This is a genomic window from Kineosporia corallincola, from assembly GCF_018499875.1.
GTDB classification, from domain to species: Bacteria; Actinomycetota; Actinomycetes; order Actinomycetales; family Kineosporiaceae; genus Kineosporia; species Kineosporia corallincola.
On the sequence record NZ_JAHBAY010000019.1, the window covers coordinates 82,554 to 105,693 of the forward strand.

General features: G+C 67.0%; 17 protein-coding genes and 1 pseudogene. 4 read left to right on the forward strand and 14 right to left on the reverse strand.

Going from position 1 to position 23,140, the window contains the following annotated elements; translation table 11 throughout:
• The first annotated feature begins 2 nt into the window (after nt 1-2).
• A complete protein-coding gene (locus KIH74_RS32495; protein ID WP_214160252.1) occupies nt 3-767 on the forward strand; it encodes an SGNH/GDSL hydrolase family protein in 765 nt (254 codons plus the stop codon).
• A 139-nt stretch (nt 768-906) separates the two neighbouring features.
• Here KIH74_RS32495 and KIH74_RS32500 read toward each other — a convergent pair whose 3' ends face one another.
• The 10 genes and pseudogenes from KIH74_RS32500 to KIH74_RS32540 all read right to left on the reverse strand — a co-directional run bounded on the left by KIH74_RS32500 (nt 907) and on the right by KIH74_RS32540 (nt 12,360).
• Nucleotides 907-1,893, reverse strand: coding sequence for a hypothetical protein (locus tag KIH74_RS32500; RefSeq protein ID WP_246573586.1), 987 nt, complete (start codon nt 1,891-1,893; stop codon nt 907-909).
• A gap of 228 nt (nt 1,894-2,121) precedes the next feature.
• Nucleotides 2,122-2,325: pseudogene (locus tag KIH74_RS39400) on the reverse strand (helix-turn-helix domain-containing protein); the annotation flags it as partial.
• Between the two features lie 499 nt (nt 2,326-2,824).
• Nucleotides 2,825-3,007, reverse strand: coding sequence for a hypothetical protein (locus tag KIH74_RS32505; protein ID WP_214160254.1), 183 nt, complete (start codon nt 3,005-3,007; stop codon nt 2,825-2,827).
• A 2,345-nt stretch (nt 3,008-5,352) separates the two neighbouring features.
• Nucleotides 5,353-6,429 (reverse strand): NAD-dependent epimerase/dehydratase family protein, encoded by a 1,077-nt coding sequence (locus KIH74_RS32510; RefSeq protein WP_214160255.1) that lies wholly within the window; start codon nt 6,427-6,429, stop codon nt 5,353-5,355.
• On the reverse strand, nt 6,426-7,085 hold the full coding sequence (locus KIH74_RS32515) for a histidine phosphatase family protein (protein ID WP_214160256.1): 660 nt from the start codon (nt 7,083-7,085) through the stop codon (nt 6,426-6,428). Before KIH74_RS32515 ends, KIH74_RS32510 begins: the two co-directional genes overlap by 4 nt.
• Complete coding sequence (locus tag KIH74_RS32520) at nt 7,067-8,224, reverse strand: glycosyltransferase (RefSeq protein WP_214160257.1); 1,158 nt, start codon at nt 8,222-8,224, stop codon at nt 7,067-7,069. The genes KIH74_RS32515 and KIH74_RS32520 overlap by 19 nt, the downstream gene beginning before the upstream one ends.
• Entirely contained in the window at nt 8,221-9,384 is a 1,164-nt protein-coding gene (locus KIH74_RS32525; RefSeq protein ID WP_214160258.1) for a glycosyltransferase family 4 protein, read from the reverse strand. Before KIH74_RS32525 ends, KIH74_RS32520 begins: the two co-directional genes overlap by 4 nt.
• Complete coding sequence (locus KIH74_RS32530) at nt 9,381-10,307, reverse strand: aminoglycoside phosphotransferase family protein (protein ID WP_214160259.1); 927 nt, start codon at nt 10,305-10,307, stop codon at nt 9,381-9,383. Before KIH74_RS32530 ends, KIH74_RS32525 begins: the two co-directional genes overlap by 4 nt.
• Complete coding sequence (locus KIH74_RS32535; protein WP_214160260.1) at nt 10,304-11,269, reverse strand: glycosyltransferase family 2 protein; 966 nt, start codon at nt 11,267-11,269, stop codon at nt 10,304-10,306. The genes KIH74_RS32530 and KIH74_RS32535 overlap by 4 nt, the downstream gene beginning before the upstream one ends.
• Nucleotides 11,266-12,360 carry a hypothetical protein gene (locus tag KIH74_RS32540; RefSeq protein WP_214160261.1) on the reverse strand — a complete coding sequence of 365 codons (1,095 nt, stop codon included), beginning with the start codon at nt 12,358-12,360 and terminating at the stop codon, nt 11,266-11,268. Before KIH74_RS32540 ends, KIH74_RS32535 begins: the two co-directional genes overlap by 4 nt.
• 334 nt (nt 12,361-12,694) lie before the next feature.
• Between KIH74_RS32540 and KIH74_RS32545 the strand changes: the two genes are divergently transcribed.
• From KIH74_RS32545 to KIH74_RS32555, 3 genes are all read left to right on the forward strand, one after another.
• Nucleotides 12,695-14,068 carry an NsdA family TPR-like regulatory protein gene (locus KIH74_RS32545; protein ID WP_372492159.1) on the forward strand — a complete coding sequence of 458 codons (1,374 nt, stop codon included), beginning with the start codon at nt 12,695-12,697 and terminating at the stop codon, nt 14,066-14,068.
• A gap of 14 nt (nt 14,069-14,082) precedes the next feature.
• Nucleotides 14,083-14,559, forward strand: coding sequence for an NUDIX domain-containing protein (locus KIH74_RS32550; RefSeq protein ID WP_214160263.1), 477 nt, complete (start codon nt 14,083-14,085; stop codon nt 14,557-14,559).
• A gap of 367 nt (nt 14,560-14,926) precedes the next feature.
• On the forward strand, nt 14,927-17,626 hold the full coding sequence (locus KIH74_RS32555; RefSeq protein ID WP_214160264.1) for an AAA family ATPase: 2,700 nt from the start codon (nt 14,927-14,929) through the stop codon (nt 17,624-17,626).
• A gap of 432 nt (nt 17,627-18,058) precedes the next feature.
• Here KIH74_RS32555 and KIH74_RS32560 read toward each other — a convergent pair whose 3' ends face one another.
• The 4 genes from KIH74_RS32560 to KIH74_RS32575 all read right to left on the reverse strand — a co-directional run bounded on the left by KIH74_RS32560 (nt 18,059) and on the right by KIH74_RS32575 (nt 23,120).
• A complete protein-coding gene (locus KIH74_RS32560) occupies nt 18,059-18,913 on the reverse strand; it encodes a carbohydrate ABC transporter permease (protein WP_214160265.1) in 855 nt (284 codons plus the stop codon).
• Complete coding sequence (locus tag KIH74_RS32565; RefSeq protein ID WP_214160266.1) at nt 18,910-19,836, reverse strand: carbohydrate ABC transporter permease; 927 nt, start codon at nt 19,834-19,836, stop codon at nt 18,910-18,912. Before KIH74_RS32565 ends, KIH74_RS32560 begins: the two co-directional genes overlap by 4 nt.
• A 5-nt stretch (nt 19,837-19,841) precedes the next feature.
• Nucleotides 19,842-21,119, reverse strand: a complete 1,278-nt coding sequence (locus KIH74_RS32570) for an ABC transporter substrate-binding protein (RefSeq protein WP_214160267.1) — start codon at nt 21,117-21,119, stop codon at nt 19,842-19,844.
• A gap of 66 nt (nt 21,120-21,185) precedes the next feature.
• A complete protein-coding gene (locus tag KIH74_RS32575) occupies nt 21,186-23,120 on the reverse strand; it encodes a glycoside hydrolase family 127 protein (protein ID WP_214160268.1) in 1,935 nt (644 codons plus the stop codon).
• Nucleotides 23,121-23,140 lie beyond the last annotated feature (20 nt).

The window sequence follows — 23,140 nt, forward strand, 5'->3', positions numbered from 1 at the left end:
ACATGCGATACCTGGCGATCGGCGACAGCTTCACCGAGGGCGTCGGTGACGTGCTCCCGGACGGTTCCGTGCGGGGCTGGGCCGATCTGGTCGGGGCCGGGCTGGCCGCCTCGACCGGGTCGGTCGTGCAGTACGCCAACCTCGCGGTCCGCGGCAGACTGGTCACGCCGATCATGACCGAGCAGGTGGACGCGGCGCTGGCCATGGACCCGCCGCCGACCCTGGTCACGCTCAACGGCGGCGGCAACGACCTACTGCGGCCGGGCATGTCGCCGCAGCGCATCATCGACCTCACCGAGCAGGCCACCACCCGTCTGGCGGACGCCGGTGTGCGGGTGGCGCTGCTGTGCGGCCCGGACCCCTCGGGCGGGCTGCCGCTGAGCAACCTCGTGCACAACCGGGCCGAGCTGCTGACCTCACGCGTGCACGACCTCGGCCAGCGGCTCGGCACCACCGTGATCGACGTGTTCCACGACGAGGAGATCCGCCGCGGCGGCTACTGGTCGCCCGACCGCCTGCACCTCAACGCGGCCGGGCACCACCGGGTCGCCGCCCTGGTCCTGGCCGGGCTCGGCCACCACGACGTGACCGAGGTGCTGATGCCCGACCCCGAGCCCCGGCGCGGCCCGCTCAGCGAGGCCCGCTACTACGTGCAGCACGTGGGCCCCTGGGTCGGTCGCCGGCTGCGCCGCCGCTCCTCCGGCGACGGGCGCTCGGCGAAGTACCCCGGCTGGATCGACGTGGAGCCGGGAATCCTGGCCTCGTAGACCGTTCCGGCTACATCTGACTGTCCCATCCCAGACAGATGTGGTGATTTGGTTGGCAGGAACTGGCCGACCCGCTTACGCGTCTGCGGCCCAGACGCTCATGCCGGCAATCACTTTCACCTTGCCAGAAGCCTCGCCCTCAGCCGGTCATGCCACTTCGCGCGGCGAGGGCACGCAGGTCGGTGGTGGTCCGTCCGGACACCAGCAGACCGGAGATCAGCGCGCGGATGGCGGGGCGTGCGTGGGTCTCCACGGGTGCGAGTTGCTCGGCGGCCAGCATGGCCCGCAGGCATTCGTCGCGGTTGCCTCGCAGAGCTTGGGCCGAGGCGACGTCGGCCCAGTACCGGGCCCTGCGCTCGATCGTCGGGAGCCGGGCAGGCGAAAGCGCCTGCGCAGTAACTAGAGCCGCCGCCGGATCGCCGGTGCTGGTCTCAGCCGAGATCCGGTGCAGGGCCACCGTGGCTGGGGTGAATCCGCCGACCTGCCGGCGCACGAGCGGGCCATCGGTCAGGCTGTTGGCCAACGCGGCGGCTTCGGCCGTGAGTTCACGCATGCCCGGGCCGTCGCCAGTCTTGGCCACGGTGTAGGCGGCCGACTGCACCAGCAGGCCGCGCATGGCCGTGCCCTCGCGTCCGGCGCGGCGCAGACCGGGATCGGCGGCCGCTGTCAGGGCGATGGACATGGCCTGGTCGGTCCATCCTGAACGGCGGGCCAGGACCGCCATTTGCCGTGCCGCCTCACCGGCCAGCAGCGCGTCGTCGCGGTCGCTGGCCAGTTGGCGGGCCCGGTCAGCGGCCATCCAGCCCAGGGGCTGATCACCGAACTTGATCAGAATCCGTACGGCGACCAGGTACGCCTGGGCCAGCACGACGTCAGGCGGGACACCTTCGCCGGGACCCGCGGCCAGATCCCCGGAATCGGCGAGTTGGTGTCCGGTCCGGATCAGGGTGGGCAGGGAGCGGGCCAGCTCGCTGTAGCGACACCCGCTGTCCTGCTCGACTACGAGCCTCAGCTGGGATGGCAGCGGGAGGCCGCCCTTCACGCTGATGCCGGTTCCGTCGATGCCGAGCATGGCATCGCGCAGGCCTGCGACCAGGGCGCCGACGGGGTCGGCAGGCTTCGGCATAGCAAGCGATGTTGAGATTAGGGGTGGCTGCTCGGGCGTGGGCAGGCCAGCTGCGCTGGCCGCGGACAGGGCCAGGAACGTTCGCCGCCGCACGTCGTCCTCCTGAGTGTCCCTCCTGAGGGTGTTCAGCCTAGGGGGAGCAAGTCGGGGGTAGAGCGCAGGCGCACCGCCCGTGATCGAAGGGTGGCGTTCCGGGCGAATTTCGCTCAGGCCGACGTCTGCGACCGGGATATCCAACGCCGCACAGAACCGCCGCAACACCGCCACGTCGGTCAGGGGCGAGACGCCGCGTTCGTATCGGGAGACCTGCGCGGGCGAGTAGCCGGTCAGCTGACCCAGCTGTGCCTGGGTGAGCTGGCGGCCGAGCCGGGCTCTGCGGACTACCACTCCGGCAGCACTGATGGACGTGTGTGCCCTTGGGTCGCTCGACATCTTGGCCCCCGTTCCCCGCCAGGACGCCTCTTGGCATCGAGCGCGGGAGGCCCAGAAGAGTCTGGCGCCCAGAATCCCAGCCGGTGAGGACGGCGCATGCGTTCCTGGTACCCGTGCTCGTCGCAGGGGCGGCTGGGAGCGGTACCCGGCAGGGCTCGTGGCTCAGGTCTGGGCCACACGGTAGAAGTCGTCTCCGATGAGGAGAACAAGACCCCTGGGGGACGTGAGAACCTCGAAATGCCCTACCTCGCCGACAGCTTTCCCCCGGCATCGACCATGCGGTGACCAGCACACCGCCAGGCCCTCTCACCGACCTTCAGAGACGGCATCTCTCGTCCTCGACGGCACACCTTGAACGCGCAGATGTGCCGCCCGTCATCTTGCTCGGTCCCCGCTGTCCGCCCGGGCCCGTTCAACGAGTCCGACCCCACCTCAGGGCTACCGACCCCCGGGAAGTCGCTCCTTACCTGGCGCCAGCGTCCTCTCCGTCACCGTTAAGTCAGCGCTTGAGCAGTTCAATTCCGATGCTGATCTGGTCGATCTGAACGTTGGCCAGAAGATACCCCAGGACAACACCGGCAATGGTCCAGCCCCGCCCGGAAGAACCTCCCCTTGGCGACACTTCCACCGGCTCCCGCACAGGGCTCTCCTGCCGCTTCGATTCCTTCGCCTTGCGCCCCAACTAAGGCTCCCGTCTACCTCGAATTTGACTACACCGGTCCATCCCGGCACGACGATTCTACGAGACCTAGAGAGCATCGCCGCAGGTAAGAGGCCGACAAAAGCATCGCGAACGCTCCACCGATCACGGCCGGTGATCAGCCTGCGAGCCCCACTCAGGGCCTCTTTCGACATATTGCACTCGATCACAGGAGTCTATAAAAAGCATTGTCTCAAATGATTCCAAATATCCGAGATAGCAATTACCAAAAATAATCTCGCTTAAATCAAGAACTCCCAACCTACGATGCGCAGTCTTGCAAACAGATCAACCACAAAATGGCCTCACGCGAAATGGTTCAGCGCCGCCAATTCTCGCAGGTACATAAGGAGAAAAAGTTCCTACCGCCTGACGCCCACGTGCAGGAGGCTGATCGGCGGGGAGACGCCACTCGGCCAAGACTCATGCCGAAGAGCTGAACGCACGCCCCAGTCAGGCCCCGCAAGGAGCACAACTCCGCACCGAACATCCGCTTTCCCTGGCGTCTTGGCCAAGAGGCGAAGACAGATGGATTCCGCCTGGTCCGGTCAGTCCACGGGGGTAGCACCAGTCGCGGATAGGGGTCAGCACGGGGCAGACACCAGACCACCCGGCACCGGGCACCGGGCACCGGGCACCGGGCACCAAGCACCAAGCCAGCCGCATTGGTCCCCCCATCAGCGACTGGCAGCACCGCGCAGTTCCCGTTAGCCAACCTCAACTCGGGCTCCTTGGCACGCAACGTCACGATCGGCGAACTTGGTAGGCCGGCACACGGGAGACAAGTCGTACGCGGTGCGGAGTACGCGCGACGCGGTGCGGAGCGAAGTAGGGACAAGCGCGCGTGCGACCCCCGGGAGGTGGGCGCGACGGGGGACGACGGAACTGCGACGATGTTACGGGCCCTATTGCGGCGGTGTTGCGGCCGCTATTGCGGCGCGCTCGGGCCACCTCACCGCACTATTGCGGCGCGACCCAACATCGGGCGGGGATGCACGCGACTGACCTGCGACGTCGCGGGACGGTTTCTCGCGACGTCCGGAGAAGCCGTGTACCGGCTGCGCACGGGCGGGGCAGAACACACCGCAATAGCGGCCAGACACGGCGCGCTCCGCGGATCGCGCTGCCCGCAGCATGCCCGCATGAACTCCCTACCTGGGCGCGCCCAAGCTCCGTACCCGAGCCCGCATGAACTCCGTACACCGGACGCGCCAAAGCTCCGTATCCGAGCGCGCCCAGCCTCGGAGCTCCCCTTCATGCCGTGCCCGGATGAGAGCTCTGGAGATGTACCAACGCGTGGAGCGCCCCCGCTCCGGTCACAGGATTAGACCGTCGCAGCCGAGCCGAGGTCACCCTCTGTACCCGGCTGAGCCGATATCTACTCCGGTTGGTCCGGCCGCCACCACCGGTCCGCTCGGGACTATCAGAACCAGCGCCGATGCCGCCGACCCGGTACCGGTGCTGACCTTGGTGCTGACCTTGGTGCTGACCTTGGTGCTGACCTCGGTGCTGACCTCGGGCATCCGGCAGCTGGCCTCGAGAGCGAACCATGCGAGCCACGCCCACCCACTCCCGGTCTCTCCCCACGCGATCGTGCGCCACGCTGCGCCAGACAGATCCGGCAGGCCACATCCGTCTGACGCCCACGTCTGACATGGCGGAACAGCCGACAGCGGCCCCTGAACCGGAGTCCACTGTCGGCAAGGTCAAACACCTGAACCCATGAAAGATGGATTCTCGGGACACCATGAACTGGCGTATGGACGGCCCGCGTCGTCGCCCACCTCTCGGCTACGTCCGCTCGTGCCCCGCGCGCAACCGCGGGGATCATGGCAGGGAGTGTCGGGCACAACTGAAGACCCGGACAAGTTCACCAGGTCATGGGCTCATACGGCACACCGCTATCGAAGGCCGGGTCCCCGACCGACTACCGCGGGCGAACCCAAGCCTGGTGACCGACTCGACAGCCCGACGCTAACCTGATGTCATCGAATAGGCCACCAAAGCACTTCGTGGTTACACAGCGCGACATTGTGAGTGTTGTAGATCACACCGACTTGGTCTCTGGTCTCACCGGTTCTCCCCCGCTAAACCATGAAATCGAGCCGCCAGCCAGTTCGGCAGGGCGCCACAAGCAGGGGGAGAGTCGCCTGTGGCCGCGTCGTGTCGAGGACGGTCCACCTCGGCCAGGGCTTTCCTCAGGTGGCGCAGGACGCTGAGAGGTAACGGAACGAGCTCGTCGAAAGGGTCGTAGCGTCGAAGCTTGGAAGACGGCCCCAACCAGCCGCACCAGGGATCAGCTGGCGCCCTGTTCGTCAGAGCCATGCTCATCGCCGCCCTGGACGAGCCGCACCGACAGCCACATGTGGTTGGGCGGCATGGGCTACCCCGACATTGGCGCTTGGCCAGAGCCCGTTCGTGGCTGCAGCGCGGTAACGACCGACGAGGGCGGCGACTCCGGTGATCAGGTTGGTCTGGGCGCTCCAGCCGAGGGTGTGAGCGGCCCGGGTGGGGTCGAGCTGCATGCGGAGGATGTCCCCAGGCCGGATCTGGCTCAGCCGGGTGCTGGTCCGCGGGACAAGGTCTGCGACAAGCTCGCGCAGTGTGCGGATGCTGGTCTCGGTACCGCTGCCGATATTGACCCGTCCCACGGGCGGAGAGCTGGCCGCGGCGATGAAGGCGGCGGTGACGTCGTCGATGTGGACGAAGTCACGGGTGGCGGTTCCGTCGCCGTGCATGCGGATGGCCGTCCCGTTGAGGGCGTCGGCGACGAAGCGGTCGATGACGGCGTTCGGGTTCCCGGCGCCGTAGACGTTTCCGAGGATCAGGGTGGTTGCCTTCAGGCCTCGCTCAGCCGCGAACCAGTCGAGGTATTCGACGGCTGCGGCTTTGCTGAGTCCGTACGGGCTGATCGGGGCCAGGCGGGAGGTTTCGGAGACCGGCAGTCGTTCGGGGCGCCCGTAGATGGCGCAGGTGGCCGCAAAGATCAGGTGCGCACCTGCCTCAGCGGCTGCTTCTGCCACAAGCAGGCTGCCGTGGATATTGACGTCAGCATCGTGGACTGGCCGGGCCACGGAGGCCGGGACGGCGGCCTGAGCGGCCAGGTGCATGACGACCTCGGGCTGGTACTGGGCCAGCACGGCCCGGATCCCACCCGAGCGGATGTCCTGCCGGATCGTCGCTCGGGCGGTGCGCCACGGCTTGGGCATGTCCTGCGGCTCCGCAGCGGCGATGTCCAGCTCGACGACGTTCGCACCGGCCTCGCTCAGCGCCTGCACGAGGCGACGGCCGATGCCGCCCGCGGACCCGGTGACCAGGATGCGGCGGCCCCGAAGCCAGCTGGGCGGCCCCGGAAACTGTTTCAGGTGAGGATCGTCCGCCTGCTGCAGCTTGCGCTGGTTCATCGGGCACCTGCGATGTGGGCGATGTCGTTGTGGCAGAGCAGGACCCAGCGCTGTCCGTCGCCGGGCCGCAGCCAGGAGACCGGTTGCTGCTGCCACGTCGTGAGCGCGCTCTGGTGAGCGGCGAACCCGAGAGGCAAGGTTTCGGCGCTGTCCAGGCCGCAGAAAAAATGGTGGGCGGCGGTGACGGTCTCGCCGTGACCGACCAGCAGGACCCGCTGGCCGCGGTGACGCTCCAGTAGCTCACGCAGGGCGTGGTGGACGCGTTTTTGATGGTGGTGCGACGATTCGGCGCCTGCGGCCAGGGGCCGCTCGGGGTACAGGTTCGGGGCGGCTCCGAACTGGGCGATGACCTCTTCCCAGCGGCAGCCGTCTGCGGCGCCGTAGTCAGGTTCGCGCAGGTCCTCGATCACGTTCGGAGCCAGACCAGTGGTCTGGGCGATCGCGTCGGCGGTCTGGGCTGCTCGCGGGATCGGGCTGGTGTAGAGGGCGTCGTAGGGATGGTGGGTGTGCTCGATGGCCAGGCGCTGGGCGAGGAACTCGGCCTGCTGGCGGCCCGTGGGGGTCAGTCCGCGGCACCGGTCCGGCCCTTCGATGACCTGCTCGGTGTTACACCAGGCCTGCCCGTGACGGGCGATGGTCAGTTCTCCGTTCTGCATGGCGTTCTCCCCACGATCTCTCGGTAGAAGGACAGGCACTGCGCTGCATGAGACGCGGCCGTGAACTGTGACGAGCGCGCTCTCGCGGCATCGGTGACACGGCTGCGGTAGTTGGAATCCAAGGCCAGCCGGTCGAGGGCGGCCGCCAGAATCTTGGGCTCACCGGGCGCTACAACGGTGCCGGCGGCCTGGATCAGCTCGCTCATGTTGGCCACGTCGGTCGCGATGACCGGGCGGCCGGCGACCAGGTAGTCAGCGATCGCGCCCGAGCCCTGGAACGTGGCATCCGGTTGGTAGGGAAAGAGCCCGGCATGGCTGCCGGCAACGAGCGTGGCCCGGGCCGAGCCATCCAGATACTCCGGCAGGACCACGAACTCAGCAGCTCTTCCCAGCCGGACCGCACGCCCGACAGCGGACCGAAGGTCGGCTCCGGCTTGGGCCGGGTCATCCCAGAACGGTCCGGCCAACACGACCCGCAGCCGGGAACGGGTCAGCTTCAGCGCCTGGACGAGACCGGGGACGTCTTTCCACGGCGCGGCGTATCCGCTCAGTGTCAGCACCGTGGTGCCGGGGCGCGGATCGCGCAGCACGGCATTCAAGCGCGGGCTGGTGGAGGGGCGGACGTCCTCGGGAATGGTGGTGGGTAACGCAATCGTGCGCGAGAGCTGGCCGGCGGTGTTGGGCAGTCGGGCCTCTAGGATCCGGCGGCCGTAGTCGCCGAAGAAGACCCGGGCGCTGCCGGTCAGGGTCTTGTCAACGGCGTTCGTGAGTTGGGTGTTCGGGCGGTGCCGGCGGAAGAGGGTCGGTTCCAGCGCGTGGACGTGTGCCACGGCTGGCGGGCCAACGGTTCCGAAGCGGGGCTGCCAGATCGTCGGCAGGAGTTGCTCGAGTTCGAGGTTGCCGAAGTGGAGGCTGAGCAGGTCGTAGGCGCCGGGGTCGGCTTGCGCGGCGAGGTCTTGGGCCGCGACCAGTATCCGCTGTATGGGTAGGAATTCGTCGCGGTCCTGGTCGTAGGGCACCCCGGCTGATCCGAGGCGATCGACGTGCGCTCCGAGACGGCGCAGGTGGGTGGCCAGGACATCGAGGTAGGGCGGGAGACTGCCCCCGGGGTGGTCGGGTCCGACCAGCAGCACTTTCATGCGGTCGCCGCCGCGCCGAGCAGCCCCTGGTAGGCCTTGATCGTTGCGGCGGCGTTGCGATCCCATCGGAAGGTCGAGGGCAGATCGCCGCGTAAAGTCGTTGGCTGGTAGAGGAGTTGGAGCAGGTCGTCCTCGTCGCGATAGCGGTAGCCGGTGCTGGCGTGCCTCACGAGCTCGGCGCCGGCGGCCAGGTCGGCGGGGATCAGGGCCGGGGTCCCGCAGGCCAGGGCCTCGGCGATCGCCAGGCCATAGCCCTCCCACCGGGAGGTGCTCAGCAGATAGTCCGCGCGCCGGTACACGGCCGGTAGGTCCGCGGTGTCGAGGTCTTGGCACACCAGGACGTTCGGCGGAAGTTGCACCGGGTATTGCACCAGCCCGTGCCCCAGGACGATCAGAATCCGCACCGACTCCCCCAGCACGGTAGCCACGTGCTGCAGCCGGTCGAATCCCTTCATCTGCGTGAACTTTCCGACCCACACCAGGCGCACCAGCCCATCGCCACGACGGTCCCGGCCATCGCGATAGCCGTCGTCGAAGTACTCGGCCCAGGACGCGTGTTTGGCCAACAGCGTGTTCAAGGGCTGGCGGTTGATGACGGTTCCGGTCCGGTCGAGTTCGACGCCCCACCCGGATTCCGGGCGGGTGACGCCGGAGGCTGTGAAACGGTCGCGATCGACGCCGTTGGCGATGACGGCTGGCCGGGCGATGCCGTAGGCGCTGGCCAGGTCGTCGGCGGCGAACTGGCTGACCGCGACCATCGCATCGGCCCGACGGCATAGCTGCTGTTCGTCCCGGGCCAGGTCAGCGGCGTTCATCGTCGCCGCGGACAGGTCACCGCGTACCAGCACCGGCGCCCGGGCGCTGCGCGGGCGGGCCAGGTAGGTGAGCAGCTCGGCCTCCCAGGTCGAGCACTCGATCACATCCGGCCCCACCCGATCCAACGCATCGGCCACAGCTGCGCGGTGTGCGATCAGGTCGTTGGTGCGCGGCAGCGTCACCACGCTCATACCCGCGCGCTGCACCGGGTGTGGGGTCTCCTGGGTGATCAGTACGACGTCGATACCGGCCTTCACGAGTTCCTCGGCCAGCGCCAGGTACAGGGTGCAGATCCCGCCCCGCACGATCTTGTGCAGGTCTCGGTGAACCAGCACCACCTTCACGAGATCACACGTCCAAGATCACGAGCCAGACCGCGGACCCGTGCCCGGACCTGCTCCCAGGTCGGCGACAGATAAGCCAGACGATCGTCTCGCAGGTGCCCGGCGGGAAGTTCTCGGTGAGTGCGCAGTTCCCGCGTGCAGATTGTGGCCACGTTGCACCAAAACCCCGCCTGCGCAACCAAAGAGCTGCCCACCAGCTCCTGCTCGATGCGGGCCTGCACGGACGGGATACGCCCGAGCAGGAGCCACAGCACAGCGGCATCCAGGCCGGGCAAGAACCGGCCCGTGAACTCCCAGTCCAGGACACCACTGAGCCCGCCGGCGTCGGCGAGCACGTTGGCCGGCAATAGGTCGCCGTGGGCCAGCTGCATCGGGCCCGCGGCCTTGGCCAAGATGTTCAGCGCCGTCTCGTCGCGGGCGTCGAGCAACCCATGTGCGCGGTAGCGGGTGAAGCGATCCTGGTAGTCCCACACCAGAGGGAAGGCACCCTCAGGCGCGGCCCACGTCTGCAGGGCGCCGGCGGCCTCGAGCAGGGCAGTGACCTGCTCGAGGCCCAGGTCCTGAGGGTAGCGATCATGGGAGATCGGGGCGCCGGGCAGCCGGGTCATCACCAGCACGCCGGCGGCCACGTCGGCAGCGATCAGGCGCGGTGCGGACACCGGCAGCGGGTACTCGGTGAACGCCTCGTAGGTGCTGATCTCGGCGGCGAACTTGGCCTGCCAGAACGCGCTGCCCTCCAGCAGCACCTTGACCACGACGCTCTGGCCACCGACGTCAGCGGCCAGGAGCGCTGCCTTGTCGTTCTGATGGATGAGTAGGTCACTGCCCTCGGCCAGCCTCAGATCCGTTACCCGGCCGTCGGCAGCGAGGGCGGCACGAACGCGTTCGAGCCAACTGCTGTTCATGCCGTCAGGCGCGCTCACCAGAGGACCTCCTCGTCGGTGGAAGCGGGACCGGTGGCCGGGTCGGCCACCAGAGCCAGCTGCGCTTCGAACTCCTTGCGAGACAGGTCCCCGTTGATCGAGTCCCGCAGCAGGCGCAGCGTTCGCTCGTAGTAGTACATGTCCGTCGGCAGCCCAGCGCTCAGGCGGGCCTCGAGGACCTCGTACATCCGGTAGAACAGCTCCCGGTGTACGCCCGCCGTACTGGCGGGCTCCACCGGCCAGCGCTCGTGCAACAGCCGCTGGCCCTTCTCGAACCGCCGTGACCCGGCGATCGTCGTGGCCGCATCGCCCGTCATCGACGCCGCTTGCGAGATGCGGTGGTAGACGGTGGTCGGCGTGTTCAGATGCCGCATCCGCCAGTCGTGCCCGAAGACCAGGCCCAGCCACAGGGCGTAGTCCTCCTGCAAGACGTCGCCCGGGTTGAGCGCGGCATCGTGCGGGTCGAACCGGCGGGTCACGACCGAGATGACCGGGGTCAGGTTCGTGACCGCTAGAAGATCAGGGTTGAACGGGTGATCGAAGCGGTGGCGGGAGGGGACCACCTGACCCGGCTGTGCCAAGGAATGCGCCACCAGGCACGTCGTGTAGACCGCGTCCACGTTCTCGTCGCCGAGGCCGGCCAGGGCCGTGCGCAGGTGGTGGGGCAGCCAGATGTCGTCGTCGTCCAGGAACGCCACGTACTGGCCTTCGGTGGCGGCGATGCCGACCTTCCGGGCCGCGGACAGGCCCAGGTTCACGCTGAGGTTGATCAGGCGGATCGTGGCGGAGGTCTGCTGACGGACCTCGTCTACGATCGCGGTGACGTCGGGGCCGCCGTCGTTGACCAGCACGACCTCGTGGCCGTCCACGTCCTGGACGCCCACGCTGGTCAGGGCCCGGCGCAGACCTTCGGGCCGGTTGTACGTGGTGATGACGGAGCTCACCGTCGCCGAGGTGCTCACGAGGCCACCGCCGTCAGCTCGTTCAGCAAGGTGGTGGGGTCACCGGAGTGCGCGTAGCGCAGGCCAGGCGCGGTGGCGGCCACCAGCCCGCTCAGGCAGGCGCCGTCCCGGGCGAATGTCTCGGCGTCGCGGTGGTCCTCGGTGATGAATCGTTCGCTGAGCCGACCCTCGTCGAACCAGTCCAGACGCAGGTGCCCTGCCAGCTCACGGGCCGTGTCCACGACGCTCACCGCGCTCACGCCAGGGGCCGTGGTGACCTTGTCGGCCGTGCTGTCTGTGGCGCTCAGGCTGGTTGCGTCTGCCAGATAGGCGGGAAAGACGATGCTGACATGCAGGTTCTGCAGGGGCACGAACACCGGATTGAGCTGACCGAACCCGGTGTAGGTGAAGTAGGCGGCCTCGTCTGCCCCATACCGCTCCCGGGCCGGGCGCCGGCGCCAGAGGTCGATGTCGAAGCCGTTGAGGTCCCATGCCTGCGGCAGGCGCTCCCACAGGTCGACCAGGGTTCCGGCCTTGACCGGGATCGGGGTCGGCAACGACGTCGCGATCAGCCCGCGATCGCTGTCGGGCAGGAGGATCAGGTGGTCGTTCGACAGCCACTGCCAGCCATGATCGAGCACGCACCGCAGCGCGAGAGTCGTCTTCCCACCGCGCTTGTCCGCAGCGAACACGATCATCTGCTCATCGTTGTAGACCGCCGAGGCATGAATCATCGTGTACCCGGCGGCCTCACACGCCTGCAGAAACACTTCCCGTACCAGCTTGCGGGTCGTCACTGCCAGGCTGAGCGGTGACTGCGACCGCACCCGAACGGTACGGGCTGCCCGATCGACGTCCACCCCGACACCGAAGCTGGTGCGCACGGCCGCGTTGTGTCCCGGTAAGGCTTCGGCGACGACCGTCCATGACGGCTGCTGCGCCGCACCCGCCACAGAGGTCAGGGGGTAGAACTCGGCCATCGTCTCCAGCACCAGGTCCACGCTGGATTGGATCTCGACGACGGTATCCCCCAGCCGCGCCCGGACCATCCCAGTCCCCGCTCTCTGGCCCGGCGCTCTGCCCGCGTGGCCGTCATGCGTCTTCTTCACCATGGCTCGTGCTCCTCCCGTATGGCCAGACCTCGGCCAGGGTCGTCAATCAAGTCAGCGCAGGGCGGCGGATGCGGACATCACCACGAACAAGCAGCCGCGCGGGCCGCCCGGACCTCGGGCCGGTGGCAGCTACCGTTTCGCACCCCGCGGTCCGCCGCTCGTCGCAGCCTCCTGCTTCGCGACGACGGACCGAGAGCCTCAGCTGCACAGGGATTGACAGGGCAACCGCCGTGCATTCCCTGTCCAGTGCGGCGTTAGAGACAAGTCAAGGCCAGGGGTTGCCCGGGCAGCTAGAGTTGAACGCGCGGCAGGACGTTTATCCGGTTTAAACCCGATGGAGTTCTTCGTGGACACGACGCCGGCTCGGCGATCGGCGAACCAGCTCCTGCGTCAGCAACTGCGTGAGCTGGAGATGACGTACGAGTCCCTGGCTCGCGCCGTGTCCAAAGTGGCTGCCGAGAACGGTGAAGTGCTGCGTACCAACAAGTCCGCCGTGGCTCACTGGATCGCGGGAACCGAACCCGCAGAGCGGACTGCCCTCTACATCATTGAGGCCCTCTCACGCCGGGCTGGGCGCTCAATATCGGCTCGCCAGATCGGCTTTCGCACCGAATCGCAGATCCTGCTGCCAGGACGGCATCCTGGCCAGACCGCGGCCGCCCTGTCCTGTGTGGAGCTGGAACACCCAGGTGCCCTCTCAACAGCCGTCTATACGGTCACCGCGACGCAGGTGCCCCTGGCCTACGATCCAGAGCCCGTCTCACGCCTGATTCAGGCGAGCTCCGGACGCGCCCGCATCGGCGCCCAGGACGTGGGCGTCGTGCGAACCGTCACCCAGGCCTTCGCATCCGCCGACGAGATCCTCGGCGGAGGGCACGGCCTGTCCACCGTCGCGACCTATCTCGCCGACACCGCGGCCCCGATGCTGAACGGCCGCTTCGCCTCCGAACAGGTTCGCCGGGATGCCTTCGCTGCCGCCTCCGAACTGGCCTGGTTGCTGGGTTGGAAACGCCACGATCTCGGTCACGAGGGCGCAGCCCAGCAGTACTACCTCCTCGGCTACCAGCTCGCTATGGAGGCCGATCCACGCGCTCACGCCGCCTGGATGATGCGCGCCATCGCCCATCAAGCCCTGAGCCTGAACCACCCTCAGCATGGACTCGCCCTTCTTCAGAAAGCCCTGCTGCAGTCCCGCGGCAGCCTCGACGGCTCCACCGAGGCGCTGCTGTACATCACCCAGGCCAGAGCCCACGCCGCTCTGCAGGAACGCGCCCCGGCAGCCCGCGCGCTCCTTGCAGCAGAGGACGCCCTGCGTCGCCCTGCTGATCCGCAGCCGAGCTACTCACGGCTGATGGGGCCACCTCAGGCAGCTGTGGACTCCCACACCGCCCGGACCCTCACCGAGATCGGGGATCACGCCGGCGCAGCCCACCGCCACCGTGCAGCCTTCGCTTCCTGGGACCTGCAGACGTACCCCCGGGTGCACCTGCTGACGCACATGGACCTCGGCGACAGCCTGGCCGCACAAGCTCACGCCGACGAAGCCATCAACGCCTGGAACCGGGCCGTTGACCTGGCCGAAGGCATGGACTCCGGACGCAGCCGATCGGCCTTCGAAGCAATTCGAGGCGCACTTGGCGTCTACCGGCGCAGGAAGGTTCCGGGGGCATCAGGGCTCGCTCAGCGAATCCGCGACCTGGCTTCGTGATTAGGATCTTCCCCATGACCGACACCGCACTGCCAGCGGCCATCGACTCCCACACGCTCCTTGTGGCTGCGGTCATCGTCCATGACCAGGTCAACGAGCAGGTGCTACTCCTTCAACGCGCCTCAGGCGCCAAGTTCGCCCCCCTGCACTGGGACCTGCCTGTCGGTAAGGCGGAAAAGGGCGAGGCGATTACAACAACCGCAGCACGAGAACTGCTCGAAGAGACCGGCCTGACAGTCGAAACGGACGACCTACGGATCGCAGGAATCATCCACGGCTCCTGGGGAGTCGAGGCACCCAACGGATTCCTCACCGTCGTCTTCGTTGCCAAGCGCTGGACCGGCACGCCGGTCAACGCAGAACCACACAAGCACCAACAGGTCAGCTGGCACTCAACAACCAGCATCCCCACCGAGTTCGTCTACACTACCCGAGCCGCGCTCAACAACTACGTCCACAACGAACTTTCCGTGTTCACTGACGGCTTCTAGCCAAGCCTGCATCGGCATTCAAACCAGCCAGGATGCGGCGACGAGCTCTTTCAAGAGGCAGCGCTGCGCCTAATGCGATGCACCACGAGCACCCCAGCGCTCGGTCCAACGCATGCCAGGACCCTCGACCCGCGGGCGGGAACCGTCAACAAGCGCAGCCTGCGCCTCGCGGCATACCCCGGGGGCGCGCACTGAGGCGGAGCGTTCGGGTGATGCTCGGCAAGCCTGCCTTCGCGCACGTTCTACTCGCAGGAGACTAAGCGGAAGGTTCAAGTTGCCCGTCCAGAGAGCCATATCCGTGGACGGCTAAGTGCGGTAGACCGTGAGGGATGTCGCCGGTCAGCGGCCGTCAGACAGCGGAGGAATCATGAGCACGGTTCACGAGCAGATCCTCCGCGCAGATCAGGCCATCAGCCTGAACATCGCTGCTCTCACGGATCAACGGGCGCTGCTGTCGCAGAACGTCCTGGCTCAGTTGCGTAACCTTGTCGAGGGGGCAGCCGTGCTAGCCCACCGCAACCAACCCGAAGCCGTCTTCGATTACGAAGCCATTGAGGCCGCGCTGAAGCACGTTCGAGGTGTAGCAAAGCTCAACGTGCTCACCAAGTTCCACAAACTGATCCAGATAAGCGCATCGCACTACACGCTTGACGGGGACAGTTCCGAACGACTGATGCTCAAGTACTACGAGTACCTACTGCGGGTACGCACCCTGTTGAACGACAAGTTCGGCGTGGCAGTTCTGGGCAACCTCGAGCAGTTTCCCGTTGACCTGGACCCCTCGCTACAGGAGTACCATGCGAAGATCGCCGCCCAGATCCAGTCTGGCCGAGCCCATCCGCGTGCTGCCACAGCCGGGCGTCGAAACCGGTACTACATTAACAGGACACGCCCGTTCTTCGTTGACGGCCGCATCTTCTACGAAGTGACCTTCTGCCGGGCCGTCAACCGGGTGAACAAGTTCGATCGCGTCATCGCGTTCACCGACATCGACATGACCGACGAATACGCTGCCCTGCTGACGCTGCGGGACGACAGCATCGACGTCCTGGGCCAGACCATGCCGATCACGATCATCCAGGACTGGCGGGTCTCCATCCGTCCCTGCGAAATAGACAACTTTGCACGTCTGCTGGGTCTCTCCCCCCGGGCACGCGCGGTAAATCCGGAGTATCAGAGGCTCATGCAGTGGCTGACCACCACGTCTGGCAACCTTCTCGATCTGCTCACTGGATCTGACGACTTCTACGCCGCCGTGCGGGATGCGTGCACCCTAGGAGTTTCCGATCCCTCGGTCCTTCCGGTTCTCGATGCTGCCCGACCCATCGTGCAGTTGGCCTCCCCCGGGCACAATCTTCTCCGATACCTCGCATCGAGGATGCGCAACGAGGTGCTCAAACCCCAATATTCTACTCAGGCCTGCACTAAGTTGTCTGGCCTCTACGTCCAATACGGCTGCATTCCGTTCGACACGATGCCATTGTGCTCCTGGCCAATTCGACACATCCCACGCTACTGGGATCTAGCCCATAGCATCAACACCAGCAGCAGAAACCATGAGGTGCTCGCCCGCCGGGTCCGCACCAACGTCGACAACCGCGGCATGCTCTACACCCCAGCGACCGACCTGGAGAGCATTGGAAACGTTGAGGACCTGATCCGCGCTCACAACAACAACGTGTATTACCTTCACCAGTCACGCCATCTCCTGCACGACAAGGGACAGGTCTTCATCCGAGGCTACGAAGACGACACCGTCTCCATCGTGCAGAAACTGCAGGAACTGGCCGCAGGCGGCATCGACGGCTACACCGACGCCGTGGACCAGTGGCTGACAGACAGCCACCCCGGTATTGACGATCGGGCCAAGCGGGAGGCCCTTCGCCAGATGTTCAGCCAGTCACAAGTGGCAGTGGTCTACGGCGCCGCCGGCACCGGCAAGTCAACCATCGTCGATCACATCGCGAACTACTTCAACGACAAGTCCAAGCTGTTCCTCGCACACACCAATCCGGCCACAGACAACCTCAAACGAAAAGTCTCAGCACAGAACTCGACGTTCCTCACGATCAGCAGCCACCTGCGGACCGCACCGACCGGCCCCGAATACGACCTCCTGGTCATTGACGAGTGCAGCACCGTCAGCAACGCCGACTTGCTCAAGGTCCTGGAGCAGACCACCTTCAAGCTCCTCGTGCTGGTCGGTGACGTCTTCCAGATCGCGTCCATCCAGTTCGGGAACTGGTTCAGCATCATCCGCTCCTTCATCCCGGCGACATCAGTCTTCGAACTGACCACGCCGTTTCGCAGCACGAACCCAGCCCTTCTCGCGTTCTGGAACAAGGTCCGCCAGATCGACGACGACATCGCAGAAATCATCGTGCGCAACGGCTACGCCACCGTCCTGGGACCAGAACTGTTTCAGCCCCAGCAGCAGGACGAAATCATCCTGTGCCTGAACTACGACGGCCTATACGGGATCAACAACATCAACCGCTTCTTGCAGAGCAGCAACCCGAACCCGCCCGTGCGCTGGGGCGTCTCGACCTACAAAGTGGGCGATCCCGTGGTCTTTCACGAGACGCAGCGATTCCGGCCGGTCATCTACAACAACCTCAAGGGCTGGATCGTCGCCATCGAGTCCCTCCCGGGACGTATCCAGTTCGACGTGAAACTCGACCGTTCACTCACCGCCTTCGATGTCACCACGACCGAACTGCAGTGGCTAGGAGACTCCGTGGTGCGCTTCGACGTCTACGACCGAGACACCAGCGACGAGGACGATGACTCCCTCAACACCTCGATCCCCTTCCAGGTGGCCTACGCGGTCTCCATCCACAAGGCGCAGGGCCTGGAGTACGACTCCGTCAAGATCGTCATCACAGATGCCAACGAGGACGACATCACCCACAACATCTTCTACACGGCCATCACCCGAGCCCGCGATAATCTGCAGATTTTCTGGACCCCCGAGACCCAGCAGGCCGTCCTCAAGAATCTCAGCCACGACTCCAGCCCGAAGGACGCAGCACTGCTGGTGAGCCGCCGTGGCCTGATCAAAGCCTAAGGCGCCCACACCGACACCTGTCAGGATTCAGCTCTTCCACCAGAGCGAGGGAACTGTCCTGACGATGCCGGCCTGGCGTAGGGACTGTCCGGTTGTCGGACAGTCCCTACCGTTGGCTGTGCGGATGAGACAGGGCCCGATCTGGGACCCGCTGGGTGCGACACCGGGGGTTCTTGCGACGAGGGCATGAGCCACATGTTTTCTCCAAAGTGATTCACATGTAGCGCTTTTGGCGAACTTCAGGAGAATGCGTGCTCGCGCGCAGCCGCCCCACGGACACGCTCTTCAATCCTCGACCAAAACCCTCCGTCATCACCTCAACAACGCACAAGATCGCTTGGTGTTGTCCCCAGTCATCACTGCAGACAACGCGACCATCCACTGCAAGATCGCTGCAAAGAAGCCTGTCCAACTGCAACGTTCACGGCCCGGCTACTTCACCGCCCCCGCCACCAGCCCGGCCACGTAGTACCGCTGCAACAGCAGATACAGCACCAGGCAGGGCACCGCCGTCACGGCGACCCCGGCCTGCATGATCCCCCAGTTCAGCGCCCCGAGCTGGTTGGACGCCAGCACGGTGAGGGTGACCGGCAGGGTGAACCTGGCCTCGTCGGTCACCAGCACCAGGGCCGCGAAGAACTCGTTCCAGCAGGTGAAGAACGTGAACAGGGCGGTGCTGATCAGGCCGGGCACGGCCACGGGCAGCATCACCCGCACCATCGCCGTCAGGTAGCCGCAGCCGTCGATCAGCGCCGCCTCCTCGATGCCGGCGGGCAGCGCGGCGAAGCTGTTGCGCATCAGGAAGATCCCGAACGGCAGCTGGAACGTGGTGTACACCAGGATCAGCCCGGCCAGGCTGTTGTTCAGGCCCAGCGTGTGCAGGATCGAGAACAGCGGCGTGATGATGGCCTGGAACGGGATCATGAAGGTGGCCAGGATCAGGAAGAACAGCAGCCCGCTGCCGGCGAAACGCAGCCGGGCGAAACCGTATCCGGCCAGGGTGGCCAGCACGATCGTCAGCACCGTGGCCCCGGCCGACACGATCACGCTGTTGCCCACGTGCGTCCAGATCCCGACCGCACCGGTGTGCCCCAGGGCCCGGTAGTTGTCCAGCGAGAGCCCGTGCGGATACAGCGTCGGCGGGTTCTGCGTGGCCTCGGCCGAACTCTTCAGCGACTGCGAGAACATCACCCACAGCGGGTACAGCACGATCAGCGACACACTCGCACACGCCGCCCACCAGGCCAGGCGGGGCATCGAACGGCGCACCTCCAGAACGATTCTCATGACAGGTCCGTCTTCCTCAGCAGCAGCATCTGCACGGCGCTCACGGCGGCCAGCGCCACCATCAGCATCGCCGACAGCGCCGAGCCGTAGCCGAGATCGAAGTTGATGAACGAGGTGCGGTAGATCTGGTACACGGCGGTGATGGTGCCGTTCGAGGGTCCGCCGGCGGTCATGATGTAGAACTGGTCGAACGCCAGCAGCGACCCGGCCACCGAGAACACCAGCACCAGGGCCAGGGTCGGGCGCAGCAGCGGTAAGGTCACGTGCCGGAACGACTTCCACGGCCCGGCCCCGTCGATGCGGGCCGCCTCGTTCAGCTCCACCGGGATCGACTGCAATCCGGACAGCAGCAGAACCATCTGCATGCCGGTCATTTTCCACACCACCATGAGCACCACCACGACCAGCGCGCTGTCCGGCGAGGCGAACCAGTTGGACTCGCCGCCGCCCACCAGGTGGTGCAGCGGGCCCAGCCCGGGCTGCGCCAGGTACAGCCACAGGTAGGCACTGGCCGCGAACCCGATCACCACCGGCAGGAAGAACACCGTCTGGAACACCCGGGCCGGCCGCCCGGGCCGGTTCACCAGGAAGGCCAGGGCCAGCGCGGACACCAGCAGCAGCGGCGTGATCACCAGCGTGTACCTCAGGGTGAACCCGATCGCCTCGATCCAGGTGCTGTCGTGCAGCGCCGTGCGGTAGTTCTCCAGCCCCACCCAGGAGTGCGAGCCGAGCAGGGGCCAGTCGTGCAGGCTCATCCAGAACGTCATCAGCAGGGGGACGACGAAGAACACCCCGACCACCAGCAGCGCCGGCGACACCAGCGCCAGCCCTACCAGCTGACGCCGGCGGCGCTGGGTGAACCACGGCGCCCGGCGCGGGAATTCGAGCGCGGCCCGGGGCCGCACCGCACTGCTCACCGACATCCCGCTCACCCCGCGTCGATGACGGCCTGGGCGGCCTTCTGGGCCTGCGCCTGCGCCGCGCGCACGTCGCCGCCGCCGAACACCGCCTGGTTGATCATCGTCGCCCAGGGTCCGTTGTTGTCGTTGATGATGCCGTTCTCGACCACGCTGTACGGGGTCTTCCCGGTGCTCATCGAGTCGCCCAGCACCTGGTAGCGCTCGTCGTCCACCCCGTAGATCTCGCCGACCAGGTCGGTGCGCACCGGCACGATCGAGTTGTCGGCCAGGATGGTCTGCGCCTGCTCCGACGTCGACCACTTCACGAAATCGTAGGCCACCGCCTTGTTCTTGGCCCCGGCCGTCACCGCGATCTCGTCACCACCGGCGAAAGACGCCGTGCCGCCGTCCTTCCCGACGATCGGTGCGACGCCGAAGTCGATCTTCTCGTCCGCGGCCAGGGTCTGCACGAAGAACGCGCCCAGGTTGACCATGCCGACCTTGCCGCCCTGGAACGTCGTGCCCTGGGTGGTGCCGTTGTCCGTCTTGGAGGACGGCGCCATCAGCCCCTCCTGCCACATCGTGCGGTAGAACTCCAGTGCCTGGGTCACTTCCGGGCTGTCGAACAGCGCGGTGCTCCCGTCGTCCGACAGCACCTCACCGCCGCTGGCCCACACGTGCGGCGCGAACTCGAAGATGTTGCAGCCCCCGCACTGCCCCGCCATCACGAACCCGTAGTAGCCCTTGCCCAGGCCCTTGATCGCCCGGGCCGCGTCGAGCATCTCCGCGTAGGTGGCCGGTGGATCGTCCGGGTCCAGGCCGGCCTTCTCGAACAGGTCCTTGTTGTAGAAGGTCACCGAGGCCTCGGCGGTGAACGGCAGCGCGTACGTCTTGCCCTCGTACACGGCGAGTTTCCGGTGGGCCGGGCTCAGGTCGTCCTTCCACTCCAGCTCGTCCAGCACCGCCGTGAGATCGTCGAGGACGCCCTTGGAGGCGAAGTAGGGCAGGTACACCAGGTCGATCGAGGCGATGTCGGGGCCGGAGCCGGACGCCGCCGCGGTGCCGAACTTCTGCACGAAGTTGGCGGCCGGCACCACCGACACCTTCACCTTGCCCTCGTGCGAGGAGTTGTACGCGTCGGCGAGCAGGTTGATGAAACCCTTCTGGCTGTCGCGCGCCCACAGGGTCGCGGTGCCGGTGGGCGCGTCCGACGCACTGGTGGTGTTCTCGTCACTCCCACCGCAGCCCGCCACCCCGATCAGGGCGGCGGCCACGGCGACTGCCAGGAACCTCGTTGTTCTGAGCATGTCGGCTTCGCTTTCCGCCCACGTCCCTCGTCGGCGCGCGGGCTTTCGATGACAGCGGAAGGTGTTTCAGAGAACGGGCAACCACACCCGCATCGCGCCGGGCCCGCGGTTCGCCCACGCGCTGTACGGGATCGCGGTGAACTGGATACGTGGGGACGACGTGAGCCCCGTTCCCGGCTCGTCGCCGGACCTGACGGCCTGCCCGCCGTCCGGGCCCCGGTACACCGGGTAGAGCTCGGGCTCCGGCGGGCGCACCACCCCGGACAGCCGCAGCCGCACCGGCGCCACCTGCCCGCTCACCCGCTCGACGTCGATCGGTGCGGCCGGGTCCAGGCGCAACTGCTCCACCAGCACCCCGTCGGGCAGGTCGGCCTGCTCGACGCAGAACACCAGCGGGCCGCGGGTGACGGCCACGCAGCCGCGCACCGCGTCGACGCGCTCGTCGGCCCGCACCAGCACCGGCAGCATGGGCAAGCTCAGCCGGAGCTGTTCGCCGTCCACCAGTTGAACCGAAAGATACTGCCCCGAGACAACTTCCACGGCCACATCACCGAGGAAAGCAGTGGCACCGGCGGCCCATGCCGGGATGCGCACCCGCAGCCGCCCGGACCCGGCCGCGGTCACCAGCACCTCGCCGTCATAGGGGTACCCGGTCCGCACGTCGACCGAGAAGCCCTCCGCCGCATAGGTTCCCGCGCTCAGCACGTGCAGCTGGAGTTCGCCGGCAGCGCCGGTGGCCAGATAGCCCTGCACCGAGGCGATCAGCCGGGCGATGTTCGGCGGGCAGCAGGCACACCCGTACCAGGACAGCCGCTCGCTCGGCGCGTCCTCGTGCGAGCCCTCGTGCCCGGTGCGCAGCTGCAACGGGTTGGAGTAGAAGAACGCCGTTCCGGTGTGCGAGGTGGACGCCGCGATCGCGTTGAACAGCGCGCGTTCCATCTCCTCGGCGTAGCGGGCCTCACCGGTGGCCAGCAGCATGCGCCAGCACCACTGCAACGCCGCGATCGACGCGCAGGTCTCGGCGTAGGCGCGGTCGGGCGGCAGCTCGAACGGGTCGCCGTAGGACTCGTCGCGGTGCCGCGACCCGTGGCCACCGGTGATGTACATCTTGGTGCGGAAAGCGCTGTGCCACAGCTGTTCCACGGCACTCAGCAGGGTCTGGTCACCGTTCTCCAGATACACGTCGGTGACCCCGGCCGCCAGGTACAGGTGCCGCACCGAGTGCCCGATCGCCTCGGTGGTCTCGCGCACCGGCAGGTGGTCCTGGTAGTAGACGGGCCCGAAGTGACCCGGCCCCAGGGCCCCGTGCCCGCGCCCGTCCACGTGCCGGCGGGCCGTGCTCAGGTAGTCCTCCTGTCCGGTCTCGCGGTACAGCTCGACCAGGGCCGTCTCCACCTCCGGGTGCCCGTCGAGGATCGGGTTGCCCTGCCCGTCGTCCAGTTTCACCACGAGATCGGCCACCCGCCGGGCGATCCGCAGGAACCGCTCGTCGCGGGCCCCCCGGTGCAGGGCCACCGCCGCCTGGATCAGGTGCCCCGCGGAGTACAGCTCGTGCGTGCGCTCGGGCTGGGCGAACCGCTCCTCGCCGTCCACGCCCTGCACGAAGGTGTTCAGGTATCCGTCATCGGCCTGCACCGCCTCCAGCAGGGCGGCGAACTCGTCCAGCCGGCCGTTCCAGCGGTCGGTGCCGGTGCGGCCGATCTCCCAGCCGATCGCCTCCAGCGTCTTGTACAGGTCACTGTCGGCGAACCACATGCCGGCGAACGCCCCGGCCGGCGGGCCGTCGCCGGCCTCGGCCAGGCGCCGGAAATTCCGCACCACCCCACTGGTCTCGAGGTGGTCGAGGCAGTGCTGGAGGGTGGCCGCGCCGTTGCGCTCCTGCCAGGCCCCCAGCACCGAGGCCCGGTCCGGCACCGCCGCACGCAGGGGCAGCGGGGTGAACGCCGCGGACCGCCGGGGCACGGCGGGCCCCCGGCTGACGAATTCGGTCTCAAGGGTCACGTGGTCGCCCTCCGACAGCA